The 13,450-nt window shown below is 63.7% G+C and carries 12 protein-coding genes; 5 read left to right on the forward strand and 7 right to left on the reverse strand.

Annotated elements, in window-relative coordinates; translation table 11 throughout:
* Positions 1–14: 14 nt before the first annotated feature.
* Both ACQR1W_RS02975 and ACQR1W_RS02980 read right to left on the reverse strand, forming a co-directional pair.
* Positions 15–1,235, reverse strand: coding sequence for an LL-diaminopimelate aminotransferase (locus ACQR1W_RS02975; RefSeq protein WP_008971252.1), 1,221 nt, complete (start codon positions 1,233–1,235; stop codon positions 15–17).
* A 210-nt stretch (positions 1,236–1,445) separates the two neighbouring features.
* Entirely contained in the window at positions 1,446–1,688 is a 243-nt protein-coding gene (locus ACQR1W_RS02980; protein WP_434849411.1) for a hypothetical protein, read from the reverse strand.
* Between the two features lie 296 nt (positions 1,689–1,984).
* Here ACQR1W_RS02980 and ACQR1W_RS02985 point away from each other — a divergent pair, with 296 nt between their 5' ends.
* Both ACQR1W_RS02985 and ACQR1W_RS02990 read left to right on the forward strand, forming a co-directional pair.
* A complete protein-coding gene (locus ACQR1W_RS02985; RefSeq protein WP_434849412.1) occupies positions 1,985–3,790 on the forward strand; it encodes a PHA/PHB synthase family protein in 1,806 nt (601 codons plus the stop codon).
* A 72-nt stretch (positions 3,791–3,862) separates the two neighbouring features.
* The gene (locus tag ACQR1W_RS02990) at positions 3,863–4,261 is read left to right on the forward strand and encodes an MAPEG family protein (protein ID WP_434849413.1); all 399 of its coding nucleotides are present in this window, start codon (positions 3,863–3,865) and stop codon (positions 4,259–4,261) included.
* A 14-nt stretch (positions 4,262–4,275) separates the two neighbouring features.
* Here the strand turns inward: ACQR1W_RS02990 and ACQR1W_RS02995 are convergent, their stop codons facing one another.
* The 4 genes from ACQR1W_RS02995 to ACQR1W_RS03010 all read right to left on the reverse strand — a co-directional run bounded on the left by ACQR1W_RS02995 (position 4,276) and on the right by ACQR1W_RS03010 (position 8,043).
* Positions 4,276–5,514, reverse strand: a complete 1,239-nt coding sequence (locus ACQR1W_RS02995) for a threonine ammonia-lyase (RefSeq protein WP_434849414.1) — start codon at positions 5,512–5,514, stop codon at positions 4,276–4,278.
* A gap of 114 nt (positions 5,515–5,628) precedes the next feature.
* The gene (gene argC / locus ACQR1W_RS03000; protein ID WP_434849415.1) at positions 5,629–6,618 is read right to left on the reverse strand and encodes an N-acetyl-gamma-glutamyl-phosphate reductase; all 990 of its coding nucleotides are present in this window, start codon (positions 6,616–6,618) and stop codon (positions 5,629–5,631) included.
* Between the two features lie 12 nt (positions 6,619–6,630).
* On the reverse strand, positions 6,631–7,284 hold the full coding sequence (locus ACQR1W_RS03005; protein WP_434849416.1) for an FMN-binding negative transcriptional regulator: 654 nt from the start codon (positions 7,282–7,284) through the stop codon (positions 6,631–6,633).
* A 228-nt stretch (positions 7,285–7,512) separates the two neighbouring features.
* On the reverse strand, positions 7,513–8,043 hold the full coding sequence (locus ACQR1W_RS03010; protein ID WP_434849417.1) for a DedA family protein: 531 nt from the start codon (positions 8,041–8,043) through the stop codon (positions 7,513–7,515).
* Positions 8,044–8,312: 269 nt separating this feature from the next.
* Here ACQR1W_RS03010 and parE point away from each other — a divergent pair, with 269 nt between their 5' ends.
* The 3 genes from parE to ACQR1W_RS03025 all read left to right on the forward strand — a co-directional run bounded on the left by parE (position 8,313) and on the right by ACQR1W_RS03025 (position 11,811).
* The gene (gene parE / locus ACQR1W_RS03015) at positions 8,313–10,382 is read left to right on the forward strand and encodes a DNA topoisomerase IV subunit B (protein WP_434849418.1); all 2,070 of its coding nucleotides are present in this window, start codon (positions 8,313–8,315) and stop codon (positions 10,380–10,382) included.
* 241 nt (positions 10,383–10,623) lie between these two features.
* The gene (locus tag ACQR1W_RS03020; RefSeq protein ID WP_434849419.1) at positions 10,624–11,409 is read left to right on the forward strand and encodes an outer membrane protein; all 786 of its coding nucleotides are present in this window, start codon (positions 10,624–10,626) and stop codon (positions 11,407–11,409) included.
* A gap of 216 nt (positions 11,410–11,625) precedes the next feature.
* Positions 11,626–11,811 carry a hypothetical protein gene (locus ACQR1W_RS03025; RefSeq protein ID WP_008971241.1) on the forward strand — a complete coding sequence of 62 codons (186 nt, stop codon included), beginning with the start codon at positions 11,626–11,628 and terminating at the stop codon, positions 11,809–11,811.
* Positions 11,812–11,868: 57 nt separating this feature from the next.
* Here the strand turns inward: ACQR1W_RS03025 and ACQR1W_RS03030 are convergent, their stop codons facing one another.
* Complete coding sequence (locus ACQR1W_RS03030) at positions 11,869–13,368, reverse strand: caspase family protein (RefSeq protein ID WP_434849420.1); 1,500 nt, start codon at positions 13,366–13,368, stop codon at positions 11,869–11,871.
* Between the last annotated feature and the right edge of the window lie 82 nt (positions 13,369–13,450).

A 13,450-nucleotide genomic window follows, 5' to 3' on the forward strand; every position in this document is an offset into this window, starting at 1 on the left:
ACCTGCCGGAAATATTACCGCCGGTTGGCGAGGGGAACCACGTTGTGCAACGTTTCAATGCCGCTTTCAAGGAAGCGACGTACCCCACGTGCCGCTTGCCGGATTCGCTGTTCGTTTTCCACCAGCGCGATGCGGACATAGCCCTCGCCATGCTCGCCGAACCCGACGCCGGGCGACACCGCGACGCCGGATTTCTCGACCATCAAGGTCGCGAACTGCATGCTGCCCAGCCCCTTGAACGCCTCCGGCAGCGGGGCCCAGGCGAACATAGAGGCTTCCGGCGCGGGGATCTCCCAGCCGGCCCGGCCAAACGCCTCGACCAAGGTGTCGCGGCGCTTGCGGTAGGTTTCGCGCATCTCGCGGATGCAGTCGTCAGGGCCGTTCAGAGCGGCCGTTGCCGCGACCTGGACCGGGGTGAATGCGCCATAGTCGAGATAGGACTTCACCCGCGCCAACGCAGCGATGATGCGTTCGTTGCCGACCGCAAAGCCCATGCGCCACCCCGCCATCGAATAGGTCTTCGACATCGAGGTGAACTCGACGGTGACGTCCATGGCGCCGGGCACCTGCAGTACCGATGGCGGCGGGTTCTTGTCGTCGAAATAGACCTCGGCGTAAGCGAGATCGGACAGGATGAAGATCTCGTGCTTTTTCGCGAACGCGACCAGGTCGCGATAGAAATCCAGGCTCGCCACATAGGCGGTCGGATTGGAGGGATAGCAGACCACGATCGCAAGCGGTTTCGGGATCGAATGGACGATCGCCCGCTCGACCGCCTCGAAGAATTGCGGTGTCGGTTCAGACGGGACCGAGCGGATCACCCCGCCGGCCATCAGGAAGCCGAAGGCGTGGATCGGATAGCTCGGATTGGGACAGAGGATGACATCGCCCGGTGCGGTAATCGCCTGCGCCACGTTGGCAAACCCCTCTTTGGAGCCGAGCGTGGCGACGATCTGCGTATCCGGATTGAGCTTCACCCCGAAGCGGCGGTCGTAATAGGCCGCCTGCGCCTTGCGCAGCCCGCCGATCCCGCGCGAGGCCGAATAGCGGTCGGTGCGGGGCTTGCCGAGCGTGTCCTTGAGCTTTTCCAGGACGTGCGGAGGGGCCGGCAGATCCGGGTTGCCCATGCCAAGATCGATGATGTCGGCGCCAGCGTTCCGTGCGGCCGCCTTGGCCCGGTTGACCTGTTCGAACACATAAGGCGGCAAACGGCGGATACGATAAAACTCTTCCATGGGTCTCTGGCTCCGGCAACCGACGGGTGCTCACTCCCTTCGAGGCGGGTTTGCTGGCGGACCTGTGTGCCTGAAACCCACGCCAAGTCAGTACCTTGGCATGACTTCCGAGCTGACCGGCCCGCTTACCCTCACCACTTGACGGTTGATTCCGGTCTTTTAGCACGGACGCCGCGCCGCGCCAGAAGATTACTGCGTCAGCGAAGCCAGTTACTTCCCGGCGTCCTTGGCCACCGTCGAGGCCTGCCGGTCGCGCGCCGCCAGCAGCTCCTTTTCGATCTTGGCGCGCTCGTCCGGGGACATGGTCGCGGAGTCGCGCTCCGGCGGCAGCTCGTTGACCGGAAGGTAGCCGCCGGCCCGGGCCTGCGCGTCAGCGGGATTCGCGGTTGCGGGCAGATCCGCGATCGGCGTGGAACAGCCGGACAGCACGAGCGCGCTGGCGAGCAGCGTCATGCCCGTCACCAGCATCCCCAGCCTACGACTGCCATACCAAGACGCTGCCATTACCTGCGCCAACCTTCGTCCTTGGGTGCTGCGCTGCCGCTGGGTACATTTTGCCGCGGGACAACCAAATGTCACCGGACGCGTTGACAATCCCAACAGCAACCTCGCCGGGTAGAAGCGCAATATGTCGGAAGCACGATCCTTTGTCGCGGCGCAACACGCTGCAATCGAATTAACCGCAAACTCGCGGATTGTTGATCTCGCGCGGTGACGAACCGCCCACGACACGGTAGTGTAGTTGAGCCATGACTGACGTTCCCACCGAGACCAAACCGACAACAACATTTGATTCCGAAGCTTTCGCGAGGAACATCGCGAAAGCCCTGGAGAGCAGCGGCAAGGCGCTTGCGGCCTATCTGAAGCCGCGCGAGAGCGGCGAGGTGCAGGACCGGCCGCCGACCGAGCTCTCCGAAGTCGTCAAGGCGTTCACCGCGGTCGCCGAATATTGGCTCTCGGACAATGAGCGCGCCAGCGACATCCAGACCAAGATCGGCAAGGGTTATCTGGATCTATGGGGCTCTGCCGCGCGGCGGCTCGCCGGTGAAGAGGCGCCGCCCGCGATCTCACCTTCGCCGCGCGACCGGCGATTTGCCGATTCAGAGTGGAAGTCGAACCAGTTCTTCGACTTCATCATGCAGGCTTATCTGCTGACGACACAATGGGCGCAGGACCTTGTGCACAACGCGGAAGGCCTCGATCCGCAGACCCGCAAGAAGGCCGAGTTCTACGTCAACCAGATCACCAACGCGCTGGCGCCGTCGAATTTCGTGCTGACCAATCCGGAGGTGCTGCGCCACACGGTTTCGTCGAGTGGTGAAAACCTGGTACGTGGCATGCAAATGCTGGCGGAGGACATCGAAGCCGGCAAGGGCATGCTGAAGATCCGCCAGTCCGATCCGGCCAACCTCGAGGTCGGTGTCAACATGGCGACGACGCCGGGCAAGGTGATCTTCCAGAACGACCTGATGCAGCTGATCCAATATACGCCGAGCACGGAGACGGTGCTGCGCACACCGCTCCTGATCGTGCCGCCCTGGATCAACAAGTTCTACATCCTCGACCTCCGGCCCGAGAAGTCCTTCATCAAATGGTGCGTCGATCAGGGCATCACCGTATTCGTGATCTCCTGGGTCAATCCCGATAAGAGCCTCGGAGCCAAGGGCTGGGAAGACTATATGAAGGAAGGCCCGCTGAAGGCGATGGACGTCATCGAGCGGGTCACCGGCGAGATGAAGGTGCACACGCTCGGCTATTGCGTCGGCGGCACCATGCTGGCGACGACGCTCGCCTGGCTCGCGGACAAGCGGCGGCAGCGCGTCACGTCGGCAACGTTCCTGGCCGCGCAGGTGGATTTCACCCATGCCGGCGATCTGCTCGTGTTCGTCGACGAGAACCAGATCTCGGCGCTGGAGCGGGACATGCAGGCCTCGGGCGTGCTCGAGGGCAGCAAGATGGCGATGGCCTTCAACATGCTGCGCTCCAACGACCTGATCTGGTCCTATGTCGTCAACAACTACCTGAAGGGGCAGCCGCCGTCGGCCTTTGATCTGTTGCACTGGAATTCCGACGCGACGCGGATGGCCGCCGCCAACCATTCCTATTATCTGCGCAACTGCTATCTGGAGAACCGGCTGACCTCGGGCACGATGGTGCTGGACAACACGCTGCTCGATCTCACCAAGGTGAAGGTGCCGGTCTACAATCTGGCGACGCGCGAAGATCACATCGCGCCGGCCGACTCGGTGCTCTACGGCTCGCAGTTCTTCGGCGGCCCGGTGAAGTACGTCCTTTCGGGCTCCGGCCATATCGCCGGCGTCGTCAACCCGCCCGCGGCGGGCAAATACCAGTACTGGACCAACGAGACGATCCACGACATTTCGCTGAAGGATTGGATCAAGGCGGCGCAGGAGCACAAAGGGTCCTGGTGGTCGGACTGGCGCGAATGGCTTGGCCAGCTCGATCCGGAGCAAGTTCCCGCGCGCAGCGTCGGCAGCGAAGATTTTCCGCCGGTCGAGGATGCGCCGGGCTCCTATGTGCGCGCTCGTGCATAGCGCGGCAAGCCGCGATTGAATATAACCCCCGCGTCCCGCCGGGACGGGACGGCATAAGTTGAGGGGAAATCGATGACGCGGGAATTGTTCTGGCTGACGCTCACGGTGATTCTGACCGGGCTGTTGTGGATCCCTTACGTTCTGAACCGCTGCCAGGTGCGCGGCCTGTCCGGCGCGATGGCCAACCCGGCGCGCGGCGACAAGCCGCTGGCGCCGTGGGCCACGCGGCTGATGTTCGCACATGACAACGCGGTCGAAAACCTCGTCATCTTCGCGCCCCTGGTGCTCATCCTGAATTCGATGGACTACTCGACCAAATGGACCGTGCTCGCCACGGCCGTGTATTTCTGGGCGCGCGTTGCCCATCTTATCGTCTACACGCTGGGACTGCCGGTGTTCCGGACCCTCGCCTTCACCGTCGGCTTCTTCGCCCAGGCCGTGCTGGCGATCGCGATCTTCGGCTGGCTATAAGCTCGGGCCAGTCGTTACACGCAGCGCGCCTTGAAATTGGCCGCAGCGAGCTTCGCCATGACATCATCGAGATGCGCCTGATCGCGGGTCTCGATGACCAGCTCGAGCAAAGTCGCCTTGGCCGGCAGATCGGAGAAGGTGCGCTGGTGCGATACCTCGATGATGTTGGCGCCGGCCGCGGCGAGCAGCGTCGAGACCGCGGCAAGCTGGCCGGGACGATCGACGATGTCGATCGACAATTGCGTCAGCCGGCCCTCGCGCGCGAGTTCGCGCGTCAGCACCGAGGCGATCAGCCGCGTGTCGATATTGCCGCCGGTCAGGACCAGCCCGACATTGCGTCCGGCAAAACGCTCCGGAAAAGCGAGGACCGCGGCCAGCCCGACGGCGCCGGCCCCTTCCACCACCGTCTTCTCGATCGAGATCAGGGTTGCCACCGCACGCTCGATCTGCGGCTCGGTGACGAGCACGATGTCATCGACCAGATGCCGGATGATCTCGGTCGTGATCGCGCCCGGCGCCTTGACCGCGATGCCTTCGGCTAGGGTGTCGCCGCGCATCGGCAGATCCCGGCTGTAGACGGCGTTGTACATCGATGGGTAGAGCTCGGCCTGGACACCGATCATGCGCATGGACGGCTTGCGCGCGCGCGCCGCGATCGCCATTCCCGAGATCAGGCCTCCGCCGCCGATCGGCACCACCAGCGTGTCGAGATCAGGGATCGCGTCGAGCATTTCGAGTGCGACCGTGCCTTGGCCAGCGATGATCAGCGGATCGTCGTAGGGGTGGATCAAGGTCAGCCCGTTCGCCTTGCCATGGCTGCGTGCGAAAGCGCCCGCCTCTTCCAGCGTCGCCCCTGAGACGATGACCTCGGCACCTAGCCGTCGCGTGTTCTCGATCTTCACCATCGGCGTGCCGATCGGCATCACGATGACTGCGGGGATGCCGAGCCGCCTGGCATTGTAGGCCACGCCTTGGGCGTGATTGCCCGCCGACATCGCGATGACACCGCATTTCCGCTGCTCGGCCGACAGCGCCTGCAGCCGGTTCAAAGCCCCGCGCTCTTTGAACGAGGACGTGAATTGCAGGTTCTCGAACTTCAGCCAGATATTGCAGCCGCAGATGTCGCTGAGCGTGCGGCTCTTGTTGCAGGCGGTGGCCAGCACCGAGTCCTTGATCGTGGTCGCGGCGGCGCTGATATCAGACGGTGTGACCGGCAGGCGGTTGAAGTCGAATGTGGTCGCGGGTCCGCCCATCGTCTGCTCGTGCGGTTGGAATGTGAAGCATCGCATAGGCCGGGTCAGAGCCGGCCGGTCAGCGATCGAGCGCCCAGCGGCCAAGGCCGCCGAGCGAAGTGATTTGCGAAGTTATCAGCTCTCGAGATCGGGAAGGCCGAGCATCAGCCGCAGGTTCTGCACCGCTGCGCCGGAGGCGCCCTTGCCGAGATTGTCGAGCCGCGCCACCAGCACCGCCTGGTGATGCTTGGCGCTGGCGAAAACGTAGAGCTCGAGCCTGTTGGTCTCGTTCAAGGCTTCCGGCTCGAGCCGGCCGCTCCTGGCTGCGTCGTTGTCGAGCGGCATGACCGAAACATATTTGCTCCCGGCATAGTGCTTGGCCAGCGCTGCCTGCAGGTCGGCGCCATCAGGTTTGCCTGGCAGCGTGTCGAGCTGCAGCGGCACCGAGACCAGCATGCCCTGCCGATAGTTGCCGACCGACGGCACGAAGATCGGCCTCCGCGTCAGCTTCGAGTAAAGCTGCAGCTCCGGCAGATGCTTGTGCTCGAAGCCGAGGCCGTAGAGCTCGAAGGCCGGCGCGGTGCCGTTCTCGAAGCTCGCGATCATCGACTTGCCGCCGCCCGAATAGCCGCTGACGGCATTCACCGTGACCGGATAGTCCTGCGGCAGCAGTCCGGCATCGACCAGCGGCCGCAGCAGTGCGATTCCGCCGGTCGGATAGCAGCCGGGATTGGAGACCTTTCGCGCGATGCGGATCTTGTCAGCCTGGTCCGGGGCAAGTTCAGGAAAGCCGTAGGTCCAATCGGGGGCGACACGGAACGCGGTCGAAGCGTCGATCACCTTGGGTGCGGCGTTCCCCATGCTGTCGATCAGCGCCGCCGTCTCCTTGGCGGCGTCATCGGGCAGACAGAGGATGACGAGGTCGACCTCCTCCATCAGTGCCCGCTTGGCACCCGGATCCTTGCGCTTGTCGTCAGCGATCTGCTTCACCGTGATGTCGGGCTGCCGGCTCAGCCGCTCGGCGATGCCGAGGCCGGTCGTCCCCGACCCACCGTCGACGAAGACGGAGCGTGTCGCGGCACCTGCGGCTTGGTCTTTTGGCTGCTTGGTATCGATCAAGGTCATGACACGCTCCCTTCAGGTCCTGTTGGTCTCACCGGCAAAGGCGTCCGGCCGGGCCTCGCGCATCAGACGCGCAATCTGTTGCGAACTCGTGTCAGCTTGCTCGGAGAGCGCGCCAGCGACGGCGACGAAGTCGGCCTCCGACTTGTGCTGGTTGAGCTTGAAGCTGCCTTCGACCTCCTCGACGGCCATGACGAGACCGATGATCGCCTTCTTCATTGCCTCGAGGCGCCCAGCGCTCATCTTGTCCGACGTCCACGGCTTCTTCGGCAACAGCCAGTGTTCGAACTTGGCACTGAGGGCATCGACCTGCGCGCCGAGTTCGGCCTCCGACAAGATGCGTACCGGTCCGGTCAGGTGTACGGCCTGGTAGAGCCAGGTCGGGACCTGATCGGGCGAAACGTACCAGTCGGCCGAGACATAAGCGTCCGCACCGGACACTGCGAGGAGCCAGGACGTCGTGCCGTCCGCGAGCTTCGCCAACGGATTGCCGCGCGCCACGTGGAAGAAGGCCCGCGGCGTACCGTCGGCGGAGGCGCTCAGGTAGAACGGCAGCGACGATGCGATCGGCTTGCGTCCGTCCCACGCACAGACCGTGCCGAAGCCACGGGCCTCGGCAAAGCCGAGGCTCGCGGCGCGGTCAGGCTTGAAGGGCGGTGGCGTGTACATCGAAAGGCTCCTGCTTGGCGAAGGAGCCGCCTGATCAGATCACGCTGCAAGGGAGGCGCCGCGGGATCGGATCCGGCGGCAAGGGCTGTGATCTAAACGCAGATCGACGCCCGCACCGCGGAGGTACGGCGGCGTTCAATGGCGAACATCATGGTCGCGGCGTCGATCATGGGCGCAGGGCTATAAGGCCGCGCGGTTCCCGCGTCAAGCAGTGGACGGCAACGGCTTTCAGAAGAGCCGCCAGATCCATTCGACGGTGCGTCCGATGATATCGCCGAACAGCAACAACACGGCCGACCAGACCAGGGCAGAGACGAAATTGGCGATCTGAAACTGCAGGTAGGGCATCTCGAAGATGCCGGCGGCCAGCGGCACCGAAGCGCGCAAGGGTCCGAAGAAGCGTCCGATGAAGATGCTTGGGACCCCCCACTCCCGCACGAATGTCTCGCCGCGGATCAGGATGTTGGGGTAGCGGGACAGCGGCCACATCTGGGCGACGTGGTCCTTGTACCGGTAGCCGAACCAATAGGAGACCCAGTCGCCAAGGGCCGCGCCCAGTCCGCCGGCGAGCCAAAGCGGCCAGAAGTTCATGCCGGCGACACCGATCAGCGCCCCGATCGCAACCAAGGCCCCCCAGGCCGGGATCAGCAGGGAGATGAAGGCAAGCGATTCCCCAAAGGCGAGCAAAAGCACGATCGGAGCAGCCCAGGCCTGATGGTCGCGCACGAAGTCGGCGACCGTGCGCCCAACGTCTTCCATCTCCGCTTTGCCTTTCCCGCGTCCCGCGCCTTAAGTCATTGAAGCCTATTACGGTTCCCACGAAACGGACTGGTACGCCGGGGAACCATTTGACTTCAAGTCACAAAGGCCGGCACGGCGCGTGAAAGTGGCCGGCGCGGTCCCCATTTCAGGCGCTAGAACCGCCCCACAGGTGGCGGTCATTGTTTTCTGCCCATCCATGGCATAGTCAGGCCAACCGATTCGTCATGCTCGGCGTTCCGCCTGGCGCATGCAAGCTATCAAAATCTATGGACAAGCCATTGAAATCCGCAGCCAAAACCAAGGCAAAGCCCGGCGAGATGTTGGCGCAGGCCGCCAAGGCAACCGTGAAAAGCAAAGCGCCGGCCAAGGCGGCCGCGCGCGCCGCCGGTTCCGAAGGCGAATATACCGCCCGTGATATCGAGGTTCTGGAGGGGCTGGAACCGGTCCGGCGCCGCCCCGGCATGTATATCGGCGGCACCGACGAGAAGGCGCTGCATCACCTGTTCGCCGAGGTCATCGACAACTCGATGGACGAGGCGCTGGCCGGCCACGCCACCTTTATCGAGGTGGAACTTGATACCGACGGCTTCCTGACCGTGACCGACAACGGCCGCGGCATCCCGGTCGACCCGCATCCGAAGTTCCCGAAGAAGTCGGCGCTCGAGATCATCATGTGCACCCTGCACGCAGGCGGCAAGTTCGACTCCAAGGTCTACGAGACCTCGGGCGGCCTGCACGGCGTCGGCATCTCGGTGGTGAACGCGCTCTCGACCCGGCTCGAGGTCGAGGTCGCCCGCAACCAGAAGCTCTACCGAATGGTGTTCGAGCGCGGACACCCGAAGGGCAAGCTCGAAGAAGTTGGCAAGGTGGCGAACCGCCGCGGCACCAAGGTCCGCTTCCAGCCTGACCCGACCATCTTCGGCGCCAAGGCGGCGTTCAAGCCGCAGCGGCTGTTCAAGATGGCGCGCTCCAAGGCCTATCTGTTTGGCGGCGTCGAGATCCGCTGGAAGTGCGATCCGTCGCTGCTCAAGGGCGTCGAGGACGTGCCGCCCGAGGCGACCTTCCACTTCCCGGGCGGCCTCAAGGATTATCTGGCAGCCGCCATCCATGCCGATACCCTGGTGCATCCGGACATCTTCGCCGGCAAGTCGGGCCGCACCGGCGGCCATGGCGGCTGCGAATGGGCGGTGGCCTGGACCGCCGATGCCGACGGCTTCCTGTCTTCCTACTGCAATACCATTCCGACCCCTGACGGCGGCACCCACGAATCAGGCATCCGCAGCGCGTTGCTGCGCGGCTTGAAGGACCATGCCGAGCGCGCCGGCCAGGGCAAGCGCGCCGCCAACATCACCTCCGAAGACATCATGGCGGGTGCCGCCGTCATGCTCTCGGTGTTCGTGCGTGAGCCGGAATTCCAGGGCCAGACCAAGGACCGTCTGGCCACTGCCGAGGCTCAGCGGATCGTCGAGCAGGCGGTCAAGGACCCGTTCGACCACTGGCTGTCGGGCAATCCGGTGCAGGCGAATCGGCTGCTCGACTTCGTGATCGAGCGCGCCGAGGAGCGCATCCGTCGTCGCCAGGAAAAGGAGACGCAACGCAAGACCGCGACCAAGAAGCTCCGCCTTCCCGGCAAGCTGGCCGACTGCACCGATGCAGGGACGGCAAATTCGGAGCTCTTCATCGTCGAGGGTGATTCGGCGGGCGGCAGCGCCAAGGCGGCGCGCGACCGCAAGACCCAGGCCGTGCTGCCGCTGCGCGGCAAGATCCTCAACGTGGCTTCAGCCGGCAAGGACAAGCTGACCGCCAATGCCCAGCTCTCGGACCTCGTCTTGGCGATGGGTCCCGGCACCGGAACCCAATACCGGGAGGAAGACCTGCGCTATCAGCGCATCATCATCATGACCGATGCCGACGTCGACGGCGCCCATATCGCCTCGCTGCTGATCACCTTCTTTTACCGGCAGATGCAGCGGCTGATCGACGAGGGGCACCTCTATCTGGCCGTGCCGCCGCTGTACAAGCTTACCCATGGTGCCAAGTCCGTGTACGCACGAGATGATGCCCACAAGGACGAGCTGCTGAAGAGCCAATTTCACGCCAACGCCAAGGTGGAGATCAGCCGCTTCAAAGGTCTCGGCGAAATGAGTGCGGCGCAGCTCAAGGAAACCACGATGGACCCGTCCAAGCGCACGTTGTTGCGAGTGATGCTGCTCGCCGACGATCGCGAAGGCACGGCCGACTCGGTCGAACGGCTGATGGGCACCAAGGCCGAGGCACGCTTCGCCTTCATTTCGGAAAGAGCGGAATTTGCCAGCGACGAGCTCCTCGACGTCTGATTGGAAACGCCCTTTCAAGCCACAATTGCAGGTTCCACACAGTTCGCGTGGAGCCAGTTTTTCACAAAAGATTCAGAAACTTACTTCCGAAGCAACGAGTAGAAACCGTAGTTTTCCGCATGGTGTGCCCGTCGGGCAACAGCTTTTAGGCACCAATCGGCTATAGTTCGGGCACATCAGGCGAGGGAATCGCCGACAAAATGTCTGCCAGCGGCGGCATGTGGACTTGGGGATTAGGATTATGAAAAAGCTTTTGCTCGCTTTGACCGCGGTGGCCGCGATGACGGGAGCCGCTTCGGCAGCTGATCTGGCTGCGAAGCCCTATGTGAAGGCTCCGATGGCTCCGGTCGCTCCGAGCTGGACGGGCTTCTACATCTTCGGTGGCGCCGGCGGCGGCATCTGGGATGCCGATGAGCACACCACCCGCCTCGGCACCCCGACCCTCTCGACGATCGATTCTCGCGTCGGTGGTGACGGCTGGTTCGGCACCGTTGGTCTCGGCTATGATTGGCAGGTCAATCCGAGCTGGGTGATCGGTGCGTTCGCTGACGGCCAGTTCGGCAGCCTCCGTGGCAACGTCGAGGACGTCTTTGCCGGATTTACTGGCCGCATCAAGCTGCAGGATTCGTGGGCTGCTGGCGCTCGCGTCGGTTATCTCGTCGCGCCGAACGTGCTGTCCTACGTCAACGCTGGTTACTCCGGATCGCACTGGTCGGGCACGACCCTCGTTTCCAACATCACTGGGATCCCGGCAGGCTTCCACACCGACTCGTTCAACCGCAACGGCTGGTTCGTCGGCGGCGGCGTCGAGAACAACCTGAACATCTTCGGCATCTCGGCTCCCGGCTGGTTCATGAAGACCGAATATCGCGCTGCTTACTACGATCGGAAGGACCTCAACGTCCGTTTCGATGGTACGAACGCGCTCAGCACGGACACCGTCAGCTTCAAGCCGTGGGTGCAGACCATCAGCACCTCGCTGGTGTATCGCTTCAACTGGACCGGCCCGGTGGTCGCCAAGTACTAAGCCGAAAAGTACTAAGTCGATCCGACGGATCGGATGAGAAAAGCCCCGGCTCTGCCGGGGCTTTTTGTTTATGGCGCCCGTCGGTCCCAGCCAGTGCTCTGGTCAGAGCTGCACTCAGCCGGTACGGTCGCGGTAAGCCGCAAATAACAGCAGCCGCAGTTGACCGCCGCACCAGCGGACCTGCATGCAACGGCCTTGACCGGGAGGGATGCGGAGATGCGCAGAGTTCTTCTGATCGCAGGTCTGCTCCTGCTCGCCCTCGGCCTGCTGTGGATCGGCCAAGGGACCGGCGTGATCGCCTGGCCAAGATCGAGCTTCATGATCGATCAGATCGAGTGGGCCGGCTACGGCGCAGCCGCGGCGGCGCTCGGCCTGATCTTGATCTGGCAGAGCAGCCGTTGATCTGGCAGAGCATCCGCTCGTAAGCCAGCGCCCTCGCCGCGTCCCATCAGATCAGGATCAGCGGCGAAAGCTCTTGATCTCCGACACGCTCCCGTCGCGATAGGTCAACTCGACCGACACGAACTGCGTCGACGGCGGCAGCTTCAGATACGGCGTCGCATTGGAGGGAATCGCAATCGGATCCTTCATGTCGCAGGCCGGGAGGCTGAGGACCTTGTCGGGCACGGCGGTATCGATGCCGATTCGTATCTGGCGGATCGCGCAGCGATACGACATCAGATGCGTGTAGTAGACGAGCAGCCCGTTGAACTCGCGGAATGACAGCCAGCTGGTCGCGGTCATGTCGAGGATCTTGCGCTGATCTCGAATCAGCGCCGCCTCAGGCTCGAATTTGATCGGGAACGGCCCCTGCATCTCGCCACCGGCGTCGACATAGCGCACCTGGATCGTCCCGGCCGGCGCGTCTGCCGGCAGCTCGATCGAGGGATTGGGCATGCGCTTGCGGGTGCGCGGATCCAGCACATCCATGAAGCCGGTCTCGCGGAAGTCGCCGGCGTCACCCATCCGCCAGGAAATGCCGAGCGTCGGATCCACGATCGAGAAGGTGATGGTCCAGCCGCCATTGTGGCGCGAGAACATCGCGATCGGCGCATTCACGCTCTCATTGGCCGGAGGCAGGCGCGGCGCCGCGACCGGCGGCAGCGCCGCCAACGTCTGCGGCGGATCGGCAGGTTTGGCGCCTCCCGCTATGGCACTGGCGATGCCGTTGAGAAAGACGTCATCCACCATCTGATCGAAATAGACCGGGATCTGCTTATGGTGCACGGTCTCGGCCATCTCGCTGACGAGGCGGCGCGTGCGCTGCGCGACCTGCACCAGATTGACGCCGGGCTGGGTCAGCTCCTTGGCAAAGGTGCGCGTGAAGACCGAATTCGGGTTGGCATCATCGTTCGACAGCCGATCGAGCGCGGTCTGCCGCGGCCCTGCGGAGAACACCGAAAACACGCCTTCGGGGAGTTGCGTCATCGGCGCAAGCCCGCCGCCGCCGGCAACCGCGCGCGTGCCGGGGCGCTCGAACGGGTTGTTGCGGCAGGCGTCAAACACCAGGATCGAGGTCCGCGCCTTCTTGTTCTGCAGCCGCTCGATGATGCGGTCCGCCAGAACCGAGGCGTCGCGCACCAGTTCCTCCTGCCCTTCGGTCGCGGCCGGAACGTCGGTCGGCAGCAGGAAATTCTGGCCGGCAATCTCGAAGCCGTGTCCGGCATAGAAGAAGAACGCGGTGTCACCGGGCTCGACCGCATTGTCGAAGGCCAGCAGCGCCTGGCTGAACTGCTGCCGGCTCAGATTCTCGGCGACCATCACGTTGAAGCCGAGCTGCTTCAACGTGTCGCCCATGGTGCGCGCATCATTGACCGCCTTTTGCAGCTTCGGAACGAATCGGTAGTCGTTGTTGCCGATCACCAGCGCGACGCGTTTTTCCGCCTGCGCCGGAGCGGTCATGGCCATCGCGATCAGCGCCAAGCCGCCGGCAATCCACGTCCTGAGCGTTCTCGTCATTATCGTCCTCTGTCCCGCTCCGAGGCCGCGCTTGCGTCGTTCGGACCGATGCGAACCCATCTCTCGGCATAGTCGGACAATC

The sequence above is a fragment of the Bradyrhizobium sp. HKCCYLS1011 genome (genome assembly GCF_051167795.1).
GTDB lineage: Bacteria > Pseudomonadota > Alphaproteobacteria > Rhizobiales > Xanthobacteraceae > Bradyrhizobium.

Bases quoted from the DNA above. Each gene is read 5' to 3' on its own strand.
- ACQR1W_RS02975 (WP_008971252.1), bottom strand. From the start codon at position 1,235: ATGGAAGAGTTTTATCGTATCCGCCGTTTGCCGCCTTATGTGTTCGAA.
- ACQR1W_RS02980 (WP_434849411.1), bottom strand. From the start codon at position 1,688: ATGACGCTGCTCGCCAGCGCGCTCGTGCTGTCCGGCTGTTCCACGCCG.
- ACQR1W_RS02985 (WP_434849412.1), top strand. From the start codon at position 1,985: ATGACTGACGTTCCCACCGAGACCAAACCGACAACAACATTTGATTCC.
- ACQR1W_RS02990 (WP_434849413.1), top strand. From the start codon at position 3,863: ATGACGCGGGAATTGTTCTGGCTGACGCTCACGGTGATTCTGACCGGG.
- ACQR1W_RS02995 (WP_434849414.1), bottom strand. From the start codon at position 5,514: ATGGGCGGACCCGCGACCACATTCGACTTCAACCGCCTGCCGGTCACA.
- argC (WP_434849415.1), bottom strand. From the start codon at position 6,618: ATGACCTTGATCGATACCAAGCAGCCAAAAGACCAAGCCGCAGGTGCC.
- ACQR1W_RS03005 (WP_434849416.1), bottom strand. From the start codon at position 7,284: ATGTACACGCCACCGCCCTTCAAGCCTGACCGCGCCGCGAGCCTCGGC.
- ACQR1W_RS03010 (WP_434849417.1), bottom strand. From the start codon at position 8,043: ATGGAAGACGTTGGGCGCACGGTCGCCGACTTCGTGCGCGACCATCAG.
- parE (WP_434849418.1), top strand. From the start codon at position 8,313: ATGGACAAGCCATTGAAATCCGCAGCCAAAACCAAGGCAAAGCCCGGC.
- ACQR1W_RS03020 (WP_434849419.1), top strand. From the start codon at position 10,624: ATGAAAAAGCTTTTGCTCGCTTTGACCGCGGTGGCCGCGATGACGGGA.
- ACQR1W_RS03025 (WP_008971241.1), top strand. From the start codon at position 11,626: ATGCGCAGAGTTCTTCTGATCGCAGGTCTGCTCCTGCTCGCCCTCGGC.
- ACQR1W_RS03030 (WP_434849420.1), bottom strand. From the start codon at position 13,368: ATGACGAGAACGCTCAGGACGTGGATTGCCGGCGGCTTGGCGCTGATC.